This window comes from Kitasatospora sp. Xyl93 (assembly GCF_055383135.1).
On record NZ_AP029185.1, the window covers coordinates 8,598,904 to 8,612,322 of the forward strand.

Sequence of the window (13,419 nt, forward strand, 5' to 3'; positions counted from 1 at the left end):
CACCCCGGCTTGATGCCCGGGCCCCGGGCCGGCCGCCCGTCAAGCAGAGCCCGACGAGCCCGCCCGGCCCCCGACCGCGCGCCCGCCGCGGGTCCGCGCGCCCGCCGCGGGTCCGCGCGCACCCGCGCCCGCCGCGGGTCCGCGCGCACCCGCGTCCGCGGGCAGGCCGTCCCCCAACCCGTCCGATGACGGCCCCTACGGCTCCAGCCGGGGGTCGTCGATGCCGACCGTGACGATCCCGGGCGGGTACAGCTCCGGATCGGCCGTCAGGATCAGGTGTTGCTGCGGACGCGCCGGGGTGGGCAGGCTCACGGCAATGGCGTGGGCCACGCCCTGGCCGCCGTAGCCGTCACCGACCATCCTCGCCACCACCACCGCGGTCGACGCGTCCAGGGGCTCGAACTCGAGCGACGGCAGCGCCAGGACCGCGTGCGCCGCGCCCTCGTCCTTGACCTCGGCCTCGATCAGGCACAGGACCGGCACCAGCAGGTGCTGGAACGGACTCTGCAGAGCGGAATCCACGATCCGGTGCAGGCGCGGGTGACCGGCGGCCAGCGCGGACAGCGCGCTGGAATCCAGAATGATCACGCGCTGCGCCGCCTCGGAGCGACCTTGGCGCGCGCGTCCGCCGCGGCGATGTCGTAGACCCGCTGCAACAGGTTCGGGCCCTCGTCCAGCTCCGGGTCCGTGAGGGTCATCCCGAAGTGCTCCCGCAGCAGCCGGCGGCCCTCGGCCACCCGCTCCGCGATCTGCTCCGGGGTGGGCTGGGCCTCCACCAGCCGGGCCACCTGGGCGCCGATCGTGGTGCCGCCGGCCGCCGCGAGCGCGGCCAGCCGGTCACGCGTCTCAGCGGAGACCTTGATCGTCGTATCAGCCATGCCCTCGATGGTATACCGGTGGTGCACCATCGGTATACCGATGGCCTGGCCTGGGCTCCCCGCCGGCAATCGACACGGCGGAGCCGACCGTGTAGCTGCCGGCGAGCGCGAGCCCAGGCCGCCGGCCACCGGCGAAGGCCCCGCCCACCGGGGGCGAGGGGCTCGGCACCGGGACGTCGGCGCCCGCCCGCAGGCGGTGCGGATCCGCGCCCTGGCCTGTTCCTGGGCGTCACCAACCGGGACACCGGCGGCAGCCCTGCCGGGCCGGCCTTCTACCGCAGAAGCTGCGGTGGGGGAGGGGTTTCGGGGAACCGCCCCGCCGGACACCCCCGGGCCGGGAGACTCGGCACGGTGACGACGAAGAACCCGGCAGGCCGCGAACTCGCCCGGATCCTGCCCGGCGACCCGGGGTGGGTCCGGCGCGCCGCGTACCTCTCGGAAGTCCTCGGCCTGGCCGCCCGCGCAGCTGACGGCCCTCGGGCTCTCCTGCACCCGGGCCCACGAGGCCCTCGCCGCCGAGGAGGTGGCCCTGCCCTTCGACCCGCGTTCCGTCGAGGAGTACCTTGCGATCACCGATACCGGGATCTTGGTGCACTCCCCGCCGGAGGACGACACCCAGGCCCGGCGCCTCGCCGAGGCGCTGACTGCTGGAGGGGATTGACGAGATGAACGGGCACGTCACGCTCGCCGAGGAGGTCCTGCTGCTCACGCTGGAGGACGAGTCCGGGGCGGTGAAGGAGAGCGCCGGGGCGGCCTGCGCGATCCCGGGCGCGCTGCTGGCCGAGCTCGCGCTGGCCGGGCGGGTCGCCCTGGAGGACGGCACGGTCACCGTCGTCCCGGGCGGGGAGCCCACCGGGGAGCCGCTGCTGGACGGGCGCCTCGAGCGGCTGGCCGAGTGGGCCCGGGGGCGTCGCACCGCGAAGGCGTCCGAGTGGCTCACCCAGGACCGCGCCACCGCCCCGGCCGACACCCTGGAGCGCCTGGTCGAGCGCGGTCTGGTGACCGAGGAGCGCCGCAGGGTGCTCGGCGTCTTCCCCGTCCGCCGCTACCCGGAGGCGGACGGCCGCGTGGAGCGCGCCCTGCGCGAGCGGCTGGCCGCCGTCGTCCTGCACGGCGCCGAGCCGGACGCGCGCACCGGCGCCCTGATCGCGCTGCTGCACGCCGCCGGGCTGTACCGGTCCGCCTTCCCGGAGGTGCCGCGCAAAGAGGTCGAGCCGCGCTTCGCCGAGATCGCCGAGATCGCCGAGATCGCCGAGGGCGAGCGGGCGGGGGAGGCCGTGCGGGAGGCGATCAGGAACACCCGGGCGGTGCTCGCGGCCGTCATCGCCGTGACGGCGGCGACGGCCGCGACCACAGCCGTGATGTGACCGGCGCCAACCGGGTGGTGCGGCCGCCGTCGGCGAAGCGCGTCCGGCGCCGTCCGGTGGGACACCGGGTCGTCGTTCTCCTGCGGTCCTCCGCTCACGGGCGGATCGGCCGCACCCGCGGCCAGTCGCCCACTCCCGCCGGACCGCCCGCGCCTACCCCGGCCCGACCAGCCCGCACTCGTACGCGAAGATCACCGCCTGCACCCGGTCCCGCAGACCCAGCTTGGCCATGACCCGGCCGAGATGCTTCTTCACCGTGGGCTCCGCGAGACCGAGGGTGGCGGCGAGTTCCGTGTTGGTCAGGCCGCGGGCGGCCCCCAGCAGGACCTCCCGCTCGCGCGCGGTCAGCACGCGCAGCCGCTGCGCGTCGCCCCCGCCGCCGTCGCCCCCGTCGCCCCCGCCGTCGTCCCCGGCGGCGGGGAGCCGGTGTGCGAAGCGGTCCAGCAGCCGCCGGGTCACCCGGGGGGAGACCACGGCGTCCCCCCGGGCCACGTCGCGGACCGCTCCCAGCAGCTCCTGCGGCCGGCTGTTCTTCGACAGGAAACCGGACGCCCCGGCCCGCAGCGCGTCGAAGGCGTACGCGTCCAGGTCGAAGGTCGTGAGCACCAGCACCCGCGTCCCGGGCACCTCGCGCAGCAGCCGCCGGGTCGCCTCGATGCCGTCGGTGCCCGGCATCCGCACGTCCATCAGCACCACGTCCGGCCGCAGCCGCCGCGCCAGCTCCACCGCCGCCGCCCCGTCGGCCGCCTCCCCGACCGGCTCCATGTCCGGCTCGGCCCGCAGGATCAGACCGAACGCCAGCCGCAGCAGCTCCTCGTCGTCCACCAGCAGCACCCGGACGTTCACGACGCGCCCCCGGGATCCAGCCGTACGAAGACCCGCCAGCCGCCGTCCGGCCGCGGGCCCGCCTCCAGCACCCCGCCGAAGGCCGCGGCGCGCTCCCGCATCCCCGCGAGCCCCCGCCCGGACGCGGCAGATCCGGGGCGCCCGGCGGATCCCGGCCGCCCGGCCCCTGCGGCCCGCCCGTCGTCGGTCACCTCGACCGTGACCGCCCCCGGCGCGCAGGACACCCGCACCTCGGCGCGCGCCCCCTGCGGCGCGTGGCGCAGCGCGTTGGTCAGCGACTCCTGGACGAGCCGGTGCACCGTCAACTGCGCCGCGGCCGGCACCCGGGCGGCCTCGCCGTCCACCCGCAGCCGGGTCACGAGGCCCGCCGCCTCCATCCGCTCGCACAGCTCCCCGAGCTGCCCGATCCCCGGCGGCGACCGCCGGTCGTCCCCGGGCCGCGCGTCGGGATCGTCCCCGGGCCCGGCGTCCGTACCGGCGTCCTGGAGCAGGTCCAGCGCCCGCCGCATGTCGGTCAGCGCCTGCCGCCCGGTCTCCGCGATCCGGGCCGTCACGGCGCAGGCGTCGGCCGGGCGCGCGTGCCCCAGCGCGTCGGCCAGCGCCACCACCACCGACAGGCCGTGCGTCACGCTGTCGTGCAACTCCCGCGCGATCCGGGCGCGTTCCTCCTCCACCGCCCGGCGCTCCCGCTCGTCGCGGTCCCGTTCCAGCCGCACCAGCCGCTGCGCCCGCGCGGCCCGCCGGATCCGGGCGTTCGCCCCGAGCAGCGCGCTCGCGGCGACCGCCGCCGTCATCGCGGCGGCCGAGGCGAGGAACCGGCCCTCCGGCGCCCAGCGCGCCGCCGCCAGCACCGCCCCGGCCACCGCCACCAGAGCCGCCGCCCACGCCGACCGGTACGGCGCCCGCGCGGTCACCGTCCCCAGGGCGACCAACAACGCCGCGTCGGCCGGCAGTTGGACACCCAGCAGCCACTGCGCGAGCGCCGCGGCGGCGATCACCCCGAACGCGGCCCGGGGCGCCCGCCGCCGCCACACCAGCGGCAGCACCAGAGCGGTCTGCAGCGCGAAGCCCGTACCGTCCGCCACCCGTCCCGGCCCGAGTGTCACCAGGAACAGGGCCGCCGCGAGCGCGGCGTCCGCGACCACGGGCGGCACCCGCTCCGGAAGCCAGGCGAGGGCGCCCGGCGGGCCCGTCCGTACCGCGCCGGTCTCGGCCATCGTGTCCGTCCTCGCGTCCGCGTCCTCCGGCGTCCTCGCCGGAGCCCCACGGTAGGGCCCCGCGCCCGCCGAGGCGTCCGCCCACCGGCGGAGACCGGCGGAGACCAGGGGAGACCCCGGAACACCGGGGGCTCCTCCGAGCGGAGGAGAGAACGCGCCCCGGGGCGACCCGCGCCCACCCGCGGGATCGTCCCCCGGCAGGGCGCCGGGCACCGCCGGCGGCGAAACCCTGGTGGCGACCCCGCATCCGTACCGCCCGAGGAGCCCGCCCATGCCCCCCACCCGCCGCGCCCTGCTCGGCACGCTCGGCGCCGCCGCGCTCGCCACCCTGACCGCCGCCCCCGCCTTCGCCGCGGGAAACCGCCCGGCCGCCCCGGCCGGGGGACACGGCCCCGCGCCCGCCCCCGGCACCCCCGTCCCGCTGCGCCTGCCCGCGCCCACCGGGCCCTGGCCCGTGGGCACCGTCGCGCTGCACCTGGTCGACGACAGCCGCCCCGACCCCCTCCTGCCCGCCAAGCCCTACCGGGAGCTCATGGCCGGCCTCTGGTACCCGGCGGAACCCGGCACCGGGCACCCGACGGCCCCCTGGCTGCCCCCGGCCGCGGCGGCCGACTGGGACGCGCACGGCGCACCGGCCCTCGGTGTCCCCGCCGGCGCCGCCGACTGGCGGGGGATCAGGACCCACGCCCGCGCCGGCGCGCCCGTCGCCCGCCGCGCCGGCCGGCTGCCCGTGGTGCTGTTCTCCTCCGGCGACGGCGGCTCGCGCGCCCTCGGCACCACCCTGGTCGAGGAGCTGGCGAGCCGCGGCCACCTCGTCGTCGCCCTCGATTCCACGTACGAGGCCGAACAGGTCGAGTTCCCCGGCGGCCGGGTCGAACGCGCCCTCCCGCTCCCCGACGACCTCACCCCGGAGGTCGTCGCCGCCCTCCTCGCCGGGCACTCCCGGGCCCGCCTCGCCGACGCCCGCTTCGTCCTCGGCGCACTCGACCGGCTCGCCCGCGGGGACCGACCCGACACCGGGACCGACCCGCTCCCGGACGGGCTCGCCGAAGCCGCCGACCCGGCCAGGACCGGCGTGCTCGGGCAGTCCCTCGGCGGCTCCGTCGCCGCCCAGCTCGCCCACGACGAGCCCGGCGTCCGCGCGGCGGCCGACCTCGACGGCGCCCTCCTGGGCCCCGTCGCCGACAGCGGCCTCGCCAAGCCCTTCCTGCTGATGGCCTCCGGTACGAAGACCCTGCGCACCGAACCGAGCTGGGCCTCCTGCTGGGCGGCGTCCACCGGCCCCCGGCACGCCCTGCGGCTGCGGAACGCCGCCCACGGCTCGTACACCGACCTCCAGGTCCTCCTGCCCCAGCTCGTCCGCCGCCGCCCGGTCCCCGACGCGGCCGCACTCATCGGCACCGTCGACCCCCGGCGCTCCCTGGCCGCCCAGCGCACCGCCGTCGCCGCCTTCTTCGCGCGGTACCTGACGGGGCGGCCCACCGGCTTCCTCGACCGGCCCGGCGACGACTGGCCGGAGCTGGAGGTGCTGCGCTGAACCGGCCCGCCCGGCACCCCTTGGGGCGCCGGGCGGCACGGCGTCCGGCCGGCGCCGGTCAGCTGGGGGACGACACCCCACGTCGACCCGCGGACCCGCTCGAACGCGGAACCCGACCGTACGCGGAACCCGACCGTACGCGGGCTCTGGCCGACGTCGCGGAGTCCGGCCGACTCCTACTCGTAGTAGCGGCGCTCCTCGACCGGTTCGTCGCTCTCGACCCGGCGGACCACGCGCCGGCGGCGGAACACGTTCACATAGGTGATCAGTCCCAGAAGCCCGGCGGCCATGAGGATCCAGCCCACCAGGTGCAGGTTGACGCCGTTCACGTGCCAGTCGGTTGCGAAGGCCATGATGGCGCCGAGGGCGAACAGGACGATGCAGCCACCGATACCCATGCCGTCTCACTCCTCGTCGGTCGGTCTGCTCCTCGGGTTCCCTGAATCCGGACTTGAATGTCGGCGGCTTCCTGCGGGCTGCCCGGGGACCGTCGTCGGGGGCTGCGGGAAGGGGTGGGGCAGGACGTCCGGCCGGCACGCCCCGGCGCCGCAGTGCGGCGGGCAGGGCCTTCGGCATACGGCTTCCGCGAGCCCTGATCCGCCGTCACACCTCCGAGCGGCCTGGTGGGGTCAGATACCGCGTTCGAGCATGTCGATGACGTGCTGACCGGCTTCGTGGGCCTGGACGGGGTGGAGACCGCGCAGGGGGCCGCCGATGAGGAGGGCGGCGAGTCCGTGGACGGCCGACCAGGCGAGGAACTCGGCTCCGGGGCGGCGGTCTTCGGGCAGCAGACCATGTTCCACGAGGCCGTCGAGGGCTTCGCCGAGCAGTTCGAAGGGGGTCTTGCCGGTGATGCCCGCGGCGGTGTCGGCGGCGGCGTGGGTCATGTCGCCGGGGACGTGGAAGGCCGTGCGGAACAGGCCGGGTTCCTCCTGGGCGAAGCGGAGGTAGCCGGTGCCGACGGCGCGGAAGCGGGCCCGGGCGGCGGCCACCGGGTCCTCGGCGGGCGGCAGGGCGTCCTGTTCGGCCTCCATGGTGCGGGCGACCCGGGCCATGGCGGCCTGGGAGACGGCGTGCAGCAGCGCGTCGCGGTCGGCGAAGTGGCGGTAGGCGGCGTTGGGGACGACCCCGGCCTGCCGGGTGGCGGCGCGCAGGACGACGGCCTCCGGGCCGCCCTGGCGGGCGAGTTCGAGGGCGGCCTCGATCAGCGCGTTGCGCAGGTCGCCGTGGCGGTAGGTGTCCCGCTTGGACTTCGTGTCCCTGGTAGCCGCCATGGCCGCCGCCTCCAATGTGGACAGCATCCACTTAGCTCGTCTAGGCTCTCGCATGATCACTCGGGGGGCGCGGATCACCGCATCCCCCAGATGTGGACATCGTACACAAGGGCGGTCGACGGCCGCCCCGGTACTTGTCGTCAAGGGGGACCCGCTGCTCATGGGCCTGGCCGAGACCAGGACCTTCGACTCCCACGTCGTCCTGCTCCGTCACGAACGGACTGGCTGGGCCGGCTCGCGCGAGCAGCCCGGCGGGCGGCGACCGATGACTTTCCCCGCGCTCAGCAGTCAGAGAACACAGCCGGCGCACCGCAGAACCGGGCATGACCCGGGCGAGCACCGACTCGACCCCTTTCTACCCAGGCACGAGATACCGAGGAACCTCAAGATGCGTACCCTGATCAGCACCGCGTTCATCTCGCTCGACGGCGTCGTGGAGGGCCCCGGCGGCGAACCCGGCTACCGCAACTCCGGCTGGACTTTCAAGGACGTCGAGTTCCTCCCCGAGGCGTTCGACATCAAGGGCCGGGAGCAGGAGGAGGCCACCGCGATGCTGCTCGGCCGCACCAGCTACCAGGCGTTCAGCCAGGTGTGGCCGGACATGGCGGACTTCGCCCGCTACAGGACGCTGCCGAAGTACGTCGTCTCCACCACCCTCGCCGACGGCGACCTGGTGTCGAACTGGGGCGAGACCACGATCCTGCGCTCCCTCGACGAGGTCGCCGCGCTGAAGGAGACCGAGGGCGGCCCGATCATCGTCCACGGCAGCGCCAGCCTCAACCACGCCCTCTCGGACGCCGGCCTGATCGACCGCTACCACCTGCTCGTCTTCCCGCTGCTGCTCGGCGCGGGCAAGCGCCTGTTCAGCACCACCGACAAGGACACCCAGAAGCTGAAGCTGGTCGAGCACGAGGCGTACGCCAACGGCCTGCAGAAGAACGTCTTCGACGTCGTCCGCTGACAGTCATGGTGCGCATCGTCGACACCACCACCTGGAGCCGCCTGCGGACCGAGGCGTAGTCAGCCGCCGCAGGTCACGTCCCTCGCGGGCAGCCGGCCCGTGGACAGGTACCGGGTGACGTCGGCGTCCGCGCAGGACGGGCCGGCCACCACCACGCCGTGGCCCTCGCCGCCGGCGACCGTGATCATCCGCGCACCGTGCAGCGCCCGGCGCATGCCCTGCGCCATGGCGAGCGTGGCCCGCAGGTCCCACTGGTTCTGCACGATCAGCGCGCCGACGCCGTTGTTCACCACGGTGGCCGCCTCGCGGGGCGGCGACTTCCAGAAGGCGCACGGCTGGATGCCCGCCCCCAGGTCGCCGGCCAGCGGGTGGGCGGTCCGGTGGCGGATCGCGTCCCGGCGGTACTGCTCGGGGTCGCGCGGCCAGTCGCGGGCGTCGCCGCAGAACAGGGCCCACGTGGCGGCGGTCCGGTTGTTCTCCTGCTCCTCCGTGCCGGAGGGCACCGGCGTGGTCGGCGCGGCCGGTCCGCCCTCGGAGGCGGCCTTCAGCGCGGCGATCCAGGGGGTGACGGTGGCGACGTGGGAGAAACCGGCGTACCGGGTGCGGATGTCTCCGCCGCTCAGCGCCCCGTTCGTGGTCGGGACGGGCGTGCGGTCGGCGCGGGCGACGAGGTCCCAGTACGTCTTCCGGACCTCGGCGGGGGTCGCGCCCAGCCCGTACGCGGCGTGGCGGGCGGCGGCCCACTCCGTCCACCGGGTGAAGGCCGCTTCGGCCCCCGCCGCGGCGCCGCGGAGCGTCCCCCGCCAGGCGAGCGCCGGGTCGAGCGCGCTGTCCAACACGAAGCGGTCGGAGCGCTGGGGGAACATCTGAGCGTAGACGGAGCCCAGGTAGGTGCCGTACGAGTACCCGAAGTAGGAGATCCTGCGCTCGCCCAGTGCCGCCCGGACGACGTCCATGTCCCGCGCGGTGTTGCGGGTGGTGATGTGCGGCAGCACGTCCCCCGCCTTGGCCCAGCACTTGTCGGCCACCGTCCGGGCCCGGTCCACGTCCCGGGCGAAGGTGTCCGCCGCGTAAGGGTGCAGGATGCTCCGCCCGTCGGCCGTCAGGCCGCACGTGACCGGCGAACTCCGGCCGACCCCGCGCGGGTCGAACCCGATGAGGTCGAACCGCTCCCGCACCTCCGGCGCCAGCAAGGGCTCCATCTCCACGGGGAGGCTCAACCCCTGGACCCCCGGCCCGCCCGGATTCATCAGCAGTACGCCGTGGCGCGCCTTCGCGCTGCCTGCCTTGATCCGCGAGACCGCGACGTCGATCCTCCGGCCCCCGGGGTCGGCGTAGCCCAACGGCACCTGGACGGTGGCGCACTCGAACGCGGCCGGCTGCCCCGCGTCGCAGCGCTCCCAGCGGAGCCGCTGCTGCGCGTACCCCTGGAGCGGGTCCTGCGCCGCGGACGCCGTCGCGGGGGCGAGCGCCGCGACCACGGCCGTCGCGGCACCGACCGTCAGCGCGGGAATCGTGCGTCCGTCTCGCAGCACCATGCCAGTCCTCCGTGCAGCATCGTGTCTCGGAACCGCCTCCAGTCTCCGTTCCGCCCCGGGCCGCACCCGTACGGCGCCGGGATGGGCCCATGATCCGACCTGAGGCGTACGGCGGGGCCTGCCGTAGGGGCGGAGGCCCATGTCCGGTCTCCCACCGTTCGAGGTGAACCGCCCACCGGCCGCCCGCCGTTGCCCCGCGGGCGGGATCGGGCCTCGACGACCGACGACCAGGCGCGCCGGCGCGTGCTGCGCGCCGGGGCGGTGTCGAACACCGCGGTCCGGCAGGCGTTGGGCGATCTCGCGCCGCATGGCCTGGTCGCCTCGGACGGCAACTCCAGGGACCGTCGCAAGTCGTGGCGGCTGGAGGGCACGGCCGGGCGGGAGGCAGCCGGACGGTGCCGGGGCTGCCCCGTGCCGACATGGGTTCCACGGCCCGGGGCGCCGGCCGTACTGGTGTCCGGCACGCGGTGGCGGTCGACGAGTCCGTGCTCGCCGGACCGAGACGACTTGCGGTAGAGCGCACTCCAATTCGTAGGTTCGGAAGCATGCGATACGTCAAACTCGGAACGACCGGGCTGGAAGTCTCCGCCATCACCCTCGGCTGCATGAGCTTCGGGGAGCCGGACCGGGGCGGCGAGCCCTGGTCGCTGGGCGCGGACGCCAGCCGGGACATCATCAAGCAGGCCCTCGAGAGCGGCGTCAACTTCCTCGACACGGCCAACGGGTACAGCGCCGGGAGCAGCGAGGAGATCGTCGGCCAGGCGGTCAAGGACTTCGCCCGGCGCGAGGAGGTCGTTCTCGCCACCAAGGTCTGGATGCGGATGCGCCCCGGCCCGAACGGCGCCGGGCTGTCCCGCAAGGCGATCTTCGCCGAGCTCGACGCCTCCCTGGAGCGGCTGGGGACCGACTACATCGACCTGTACCAGATCCACCGCTGGGACTACGACACCCCGATCGAGGAAACCCTGGAGGCGCTGCACGACGCGGTCAAGTCAGGGAAGGTCCGCTACATCGGAGCCTCCTCCATGTACGCCTGGCAGTTCACCAAGGCCCTGTACCTGGCCGACCTGAACGGCTGGACCCGGTTCGTGTCGATGCAGGACCACTACAACCTCATCCACCGGGAAGCGGAGCGGGAGATGCTCCCGCTCTGCGCCGACCAGGGCATCGGCGTGATCCCGTGGAGCCCGCTGGCGCGGGGCAGGCTGACGCGGGCCCGGGACACCGCCACGGCGCGTGCCGGGACCGACGAGGGCGGCAGGATCCTCTACCGCGACGGGGACCAGGCAGTGGCCGAGCGCGTCCACGAGATCGCGGGCAGACGGAGTCTGTCCCCGGCCCAGGTCGCCCTGGCCTGGGTCATGCGCCACCCGGCGGTGACCTCGCCCGTCGTCGGGGTCACCAAGCCGGCCCAGCTGGCCGACGCGCTCGCCGCGGTGGACGTCGAACTCGACGACGACGAGGCCGCCTACCTGGAGGAGCCCTACCAGCCGCACGAGGTCGCCTACCTGGAGGAGTCCTTCTACAAGTCGCGCCCTGCGGCGGGCTCCCGGTAGTCCGGATCCTCGCCGCGGTGTCGACCGTGACCGGGGCGCCGTTGGCGCCGGACGCACCCTCCCCTGGAACTCCGGCGTCGTCGAAGGCCACGGGAACGGGATGCGGGGAGGAGAGCGCGCGGCTCGTACCAGTCGGCCCCGACGTGGCTGTCCCCGGCTCGGGTGGCTCGCCGCGCCTCAGTCAACGCCGCGTCAGGCGTGCCTGTCCGGTGATCCGGGAGAAGCGGTCCAGCACTTTCCGCCGCGCCACGGTACCTCGCACGACCGAGGATCCCCGGCGGGCAGGGGCTTGTTAGCGTCGGATCCAGTCAGGCAGGAGCGGCACGGCTGTTCGTGCTCCGGCTCCATTCGTCCAAGGGGGAAGTATGAAACGACGTCTTGTCGGGGGTCTGCGGCGTACGGGGGCAGTGGCGGCGCTCGCCGCTGTCGCGCTGGTCGGCTCGGCCGGAGCCGCTTCGGCGGCCACCGGCGGAGCGTACGCGTCCGGGACGGGGGTCTTCGGGTCCGCGAACTGGGAGTGGACGAAGAGCGGGTGGAAGAACGGCAACGCCGCGGTGCGGGACACCGCGTGCGACGGGGAGCCGGTGTTCATCCACTTCCAGGTCCGCACCAGCTCTTCGACCTACACCACGCCGAAGCGGTGGAACCAGCAGGGCTGCGGGGAGACGTCGTCCTGGGCCGGTCTGACCTATGACGCGGGCTACTACGTCACCAGCGTGCGGGTGGTGACCTGCGTCGACACCGGCACCCCCCGCTGCTACTACAGCGACTGGCAGGACAACCCGCTCACCTAGGACGCGCCGGCGGCCCCCGACCCCGTGGCGGAGCCGGGGGCCGCCGTGACCCTTCAGCACCTGGAGACGGCCGGTCCGTCCGTCGGCCGCGGGAACTCGACGGGAGGAGCGCCGGGCACCGGGGTGTGTCCGAACAGGCAGGAGGGGCTGCCTCCGGGGCTCTGGCAGGGCCTGCCGCCCCGGCCGGAAGGGCCGGGCCTCACTCAACTTCTACCGCACGGCGACCCGAAGGCCCGCCGCCGAATAGCCGCCGCCCCGGTCGCGCGGGTGCCGGCGGCGGCCGAGGCGGTGCCCGGCAAGGCGCTCGGCGCGGCCCCGGCGGTGAGACCGAGGACGGCGAGCCGGGCGAGGCGGCGCCGAGTGGAGTCGGCGTCCGCGGCGGTCCGGCGGGTGGGCCGGACCACCGCGGTCGGGGCTCCTGGTCGCTCGGGGAGGGTCAGCCGAGGGCGCCGACGACGGCCTTCGTCGCCTCGGCGATCAGGGCGTCGTCGGAGGTGGCGTCCGCCTTGCCGCGGTCGGACAGGACGGCGATCACGATCGGGCTGCGCCCGCCCGACGGCCACGCCACGGCGACGTCGTTGCGGGTGCCGTAGCCCGCGGCGCCGGTCTTGTCGCCGATCCTCCAGTCGGCGGGCACCCCCGCGCGGACGTACGGGCCGCCGGTCGTGTTGCCGACCAGCCAGTCCGTCAGCAGCGCGCGCCGGCCCTCCGCGAGGGCGTCGCCGAGCACGTAGCGGCGCAGGTCGGCGGCGAGGACGCGCGGCGTGCTGGTGTCGCGGGTGTCGCCCGGGGTCGCCTCGTTGAGGGTGGGTTCGGTGCGGTCGACGCTGGTGGTCGAGTCGCCCAGGTCGCGCAGGGACCGCTGGACGGCCGCCGGGCCGCCGAGTTCGGCGGCGACGAGGTTGGCCGCGGTGTTGTCGCTGTACTGGATGGAGGCGGCGGCCAGGTCACGCAGCTTCATGCCGGTCGCCACGTGCTGGGAGGTGATCGGTGCCCACGCCAGCACGTCCTCCTGGCGGTAGGGGACGACCTTGTCCAGGTCCGCGTCGGAGGCCTTGCGCAGCAGGGCCCCGGCGGCGAGCGACTTGATCGTGGACGCGAACGCGAACCGCTCGTCGGCCCGGTGGGTGACCTCCCGGCCGCTGCCGGTGTCCACCGCGAACACGCCGAGCCGGGCGCCGAACCGCTGCTCCAGCGCCGCGAAGGAGTCCTCCGCCGAGCTGGTCGCGGGTGCGCCCGCCACCGCCGCGCCCGGCGCCGTCGCACCGGGGGCCGCCGTACCGGGCGCCGCGGCCGTCGAGGCGCTGCTCGCCCGGCCGCACCCCCCGATCAGCGCGGCCACGAGCAGGGCCACCGCGGGCAGCGCGGTACGGGTGCGGCGGAGGTCGGACTTCATCGGTGGTCTCCCCTGGGGTTCGTGCTGTCGCGGCCGCGCCCTCGCGGTGGTTCCC

Annotated in this window: 14 protein-coding genes; 6 read left to right on the top strand and 8 right to left on the bottom strand. The window is 75.4% G+C overall.

The window, feature by feature from the left end; translation table 11 throughout:
- Positions 1-195: 195 nt before the first annotated feature.
- Both ACZ5GH_RS37380 and ACZ5GH_RS37385 read right to left on the bottom strand, forming a co-directional pair.
- The gene (locus ACZ5GH_RS37380; protein ID WP_387754840.1) at positions 196-588 is read right to left on the bottom strand and encodes a PIN domain-containing protein; all 393 of its coding nucleotides are present in this window, start codon (positions 586-588) and stop codon (positions 196-198) included.
- Positions 585-878, bottom strand: a complete 294-nt coding sequence (locus ACZ5GH_RS37385) for a hypothetical protein (protein ID WP_464336625.1) — start codon at positions 876-878, stop codon at positions 585-587. The genes ACZ5GH_RS37380 and ACZ5GH_RS37385 overlap by 4 nt, the downstream gene beginning before the upstream one ends.
- A gap of 523 nt (positions 879-1,401) precedes the next feature.
- On the opposite strand from ACZ5GH_RS37385, the gene ACZ5GH_RS37390 reads away from it, so the two are divergent.
- Both ACZ5GH_RS37390 and ACZ5GH_RS37395 read left to right on the top strand, forming a co-directional pair.
- On the top strand, positions 1,402-1,539 hold the full coding sequence (locus ACZ5GH_RS37390; protein WP_387754846.1) for a hypothetical protein: 138 nt from the start codon (positions 1,402-1,404) through the stop codon (positions 1,537-1,539).
- Between the two features lie 4 nt (positions 1,540-1,543).
- Complete coding sequence (locus ACZ5GH_RS37395; protein WP_464336626.1) at positions 1,544-2,245, top strand: GOLPH3/VPS74 family protein; 702 nt, start codon at positions 1,544-1,546, stop codon at positions 2,243-2,245.
- A 153-nt stretch (positions 2,246-2,398) separates the two neighbouring features.
- On the opposite strand, the gene ACZ5GH_RS37400 is transcribed toward ACZ5GH_RS37395, so the two are convergent.
- Entirely contained in the window at positions 2,399-3,091 is a 693-nt protein-coding gene (locus tag ACZ5GH_RS37400; protein WP_387754852.1) for a response regulator transcription factor, read from the bottom strand.
- Positions 3,088-4,308: a sensor histidine kinase gene (locus ACZ5GH_RS37405; protein WP_464336627.1), complete on the bottom strand. Its 1,221-nt coding sequence runs from the start codon at positions 4,306-4,308 to the stop codon at positions 3,088-3,090. The genes ACZ5GH_RS37400 and ACZ5GH_RS37405 overlap by 4 nt, the downstream gene beginning before the upstream one ends.
- Positions 4,309-4,579: 271 nt before the next feature.
- On the opposite strand from ACZ5GH_RS37405, the gene ACZ5GH_RS37410 reads away from it, so the two are divergent.
- On the top strand, positions 4,580-5,845 hold the full coding sequence (locus tag ACZ5GH_RS37410) for an alpha/beta hydrolase family protein (RefSeq protein WP_464336628.1): 1,266 nt from the start codon (positions 4,580-4,582) through the stop codon (positions 5,843-5,845).
- A gap of 176 nt (positions 5,846-6,021) precedes the next feature.
- Here ACZ5GH_RS37410 and ACZ5GH_RS37415 read toward each other — a convergent pair whose 3' ends face one another.
- Together ACZ5GH_RS37415 and ACZ5GH_RS37420 are read right to left on the bottom strand one after the other, a co-directional pair.
- Positions 6,022-6,243 carry a DUF6458 family protein gene (locus ACZ5GH_RS37415; RefSeq protein WP_387754860.1) on the bottom strand — a complete coding sequence of 74 codons (222 nt, stop codon included), beginning with the start codon at positions 6,241-6,243 and terminating at the stop codon, positions 6,022-6,024.
- A 231-nt stretch (positions 6,244-6,474) separates the two neighbouring features.
- Complete coding sequence (locus ACZ5GH_RS37420) at positions 6,475-7,146, bottom strand: TetR/AcrR family transcriptional regulator (protein ID WP_464336629.1); 672 nt, start codon at positions 7,144-7,146, stop codon at positions 6,475-6,477.
- Between the two features lie 361 nt (positions 7,147-7,507).
- Between ACZ5GH_RS37420 and ACZ5GH_RS37425 the strand changes: the two genes are divergently transcribed.
- Positions 7,508-8,080: a dihydrofolate reductase family protein gene (locus ACZ5GH_RS37425; RefSeq protein ID WP_464336630.1), complete on the top strand. Its 573-nt coding sequence runs from the start codon at positions 7,508-7,510 to the stop codon at positions 8,078-8,080.
- A gap of 59 nt (positions 8,081-8,139) precedes the next feature.
- On the opposite strand, the gene ACZ5GH_RS37430 is transcribed toward ACZ5GH_RS37425, so the two are convergent.
- A complete protein-coding gene (locus ACZ5GH_RS37430; protein WP_464336631.1) occupies positions 8,140-9,618 on the bottom strand; it encodes an alpha/beta fold hydrolase in 1,479 nt (492 codons plus the stop codon).
- 545 nt (positions 9,619-10,163) lie between these two features.
- Between ACZ5GH_RS37430 and ACZ5GH_RS37435 the strand changes: the two genes are divergently transcribed.
- Together ACZ5GH_RS37435 and ACZ5GH_RS37440 are read left to right on the top strand one after the other, a co-directional pair.
- Positions 10,164-11,174: an aldo/keto reductase gene (locus ACZ5GH_RS37435; RefSeq protein WP_464336632.1), complete on the top strand. Its 1,011-nt coding sequence runs from the start codon at positions 10,164-10,166 to the stop codon at positions 11,172-11,174.
- 365 nt (positions 11,175-11,539) lie between these two features.
- Positions 11,540-11,968 carry a hypothetical protein gene (locus ACZ5GH_RS37440; RefSeq protein ID WP_387754874.1) on the top strand — a complete coding sequence of 143 codons (429 nt, stop codon included), beginning with the start codon at positions 11,540-11,542 and terminating at the stop codon, positions 11,966-11,968.
- Between the two features lie 436 nt (positions 11,969-12,404).
- Here ACZ5GH_RS37440 and bla read toward each other — a convergent pair whose 3' ends face one another.
- A complete protein-coding gene (gene bla / locus ACZ5GH_RS37445; protein WP_464336633.1) occupies positions 12,405-13,364 on the bottom strand; it encodes a class A beta-lactamase in 960 nt (319 codons plus the stop codon).
- Positions 13,365-13,419 lie beyond the last annotated feature (55 nt).

What these genes read in the sequence shown, in the direction of transcription:
- ACZ5GH_RS37410 (WP_464336628.1), top strand. Translation starts at nt 4,580, where the DNA reads ATGCCCCCCACCCGCCGCGCCCTGCTCGGCACGCTCGGCGCCGCCGCG.
- ACZ5GH_RS37415 (WP_387754860.1), bottom strand. Translation starts at nt 6,243, where the DNA reads ATGGGTATCGGTGGCTGCATCGTCCTGTTCGCCCTCGGCGCCATCATG.
- bla (WP_464336633.1), bottom strand. Translation starts at nt 13,364, where the DNA reads ATGAAGTCCGACCTCCGCCGCACCCGTACCGCGCTGCCCGCGGTGGCC.
- ACZ5GH_RS37385 (WP_464336625.1), bottom strand. Translation starts at nt 878, where the DNA reads ATGGCTGATACGACGATCAAGGTCTCCGCTGAGACGCGTGACCGGCTG.
- ACZ5GH_RS37430 (WP_464336631.1), bottom strand. Translation starts at nt 9,618, where the DNA reads ATGGTGCTGCGAGACGGACGCACGATTCCCGCGCTGACGGTCGGTGCC.
- ACZ5GH_RS37435 (WP_464336632.1), top strand. Translation starts at nt 10,164, where the DNA reads ATGCGATACGTCAAACTCGGAACGACCGGGCTGGAAGTCTCCGCCATC.
- ACZ5GH_RS37420 (WP_464336629.1), bottom strand. Translation starts at nt 7,146, where the DNA reads ATGCTGTCCACATTGGAGGCGGCGGCCATGGCGGCTACCAGGGACACG.
- ACZ5GH_RS37440 (WP_387754874.1), top strand. Translation starts at nt 11,540, where the DNA reads ATGAAACGACGTCTTGTCGGGGGTCTGCGGCGTACGGGGGCAGTGGCG.
- ACZ5GH_RS37425 (WP_464336630.1), top strand. Translation starts at nt 7,508, where the DNA reads ATGCGTACCCTGATCAGCACCGCGTTCATCTCGCTCGACGGCGTCGTG.
- ACZ5GH_RS37405 (WP_464336627.1), bottom strand. Translation starts at nt 4,308, where the DNA reads ATGGCCGAGACCGGCGCGGTACGGACGGGCCCGCCGGGCGCCCTCGCC.
- ACZ5GH_RS37395 (WP_464336626.1), top strand. Translation starts at nt 1,544, where the DNA reads ATGAACGGGCACGTCACGCTCGCCGAGGAGGTCCTGCTGCTCACGCTG.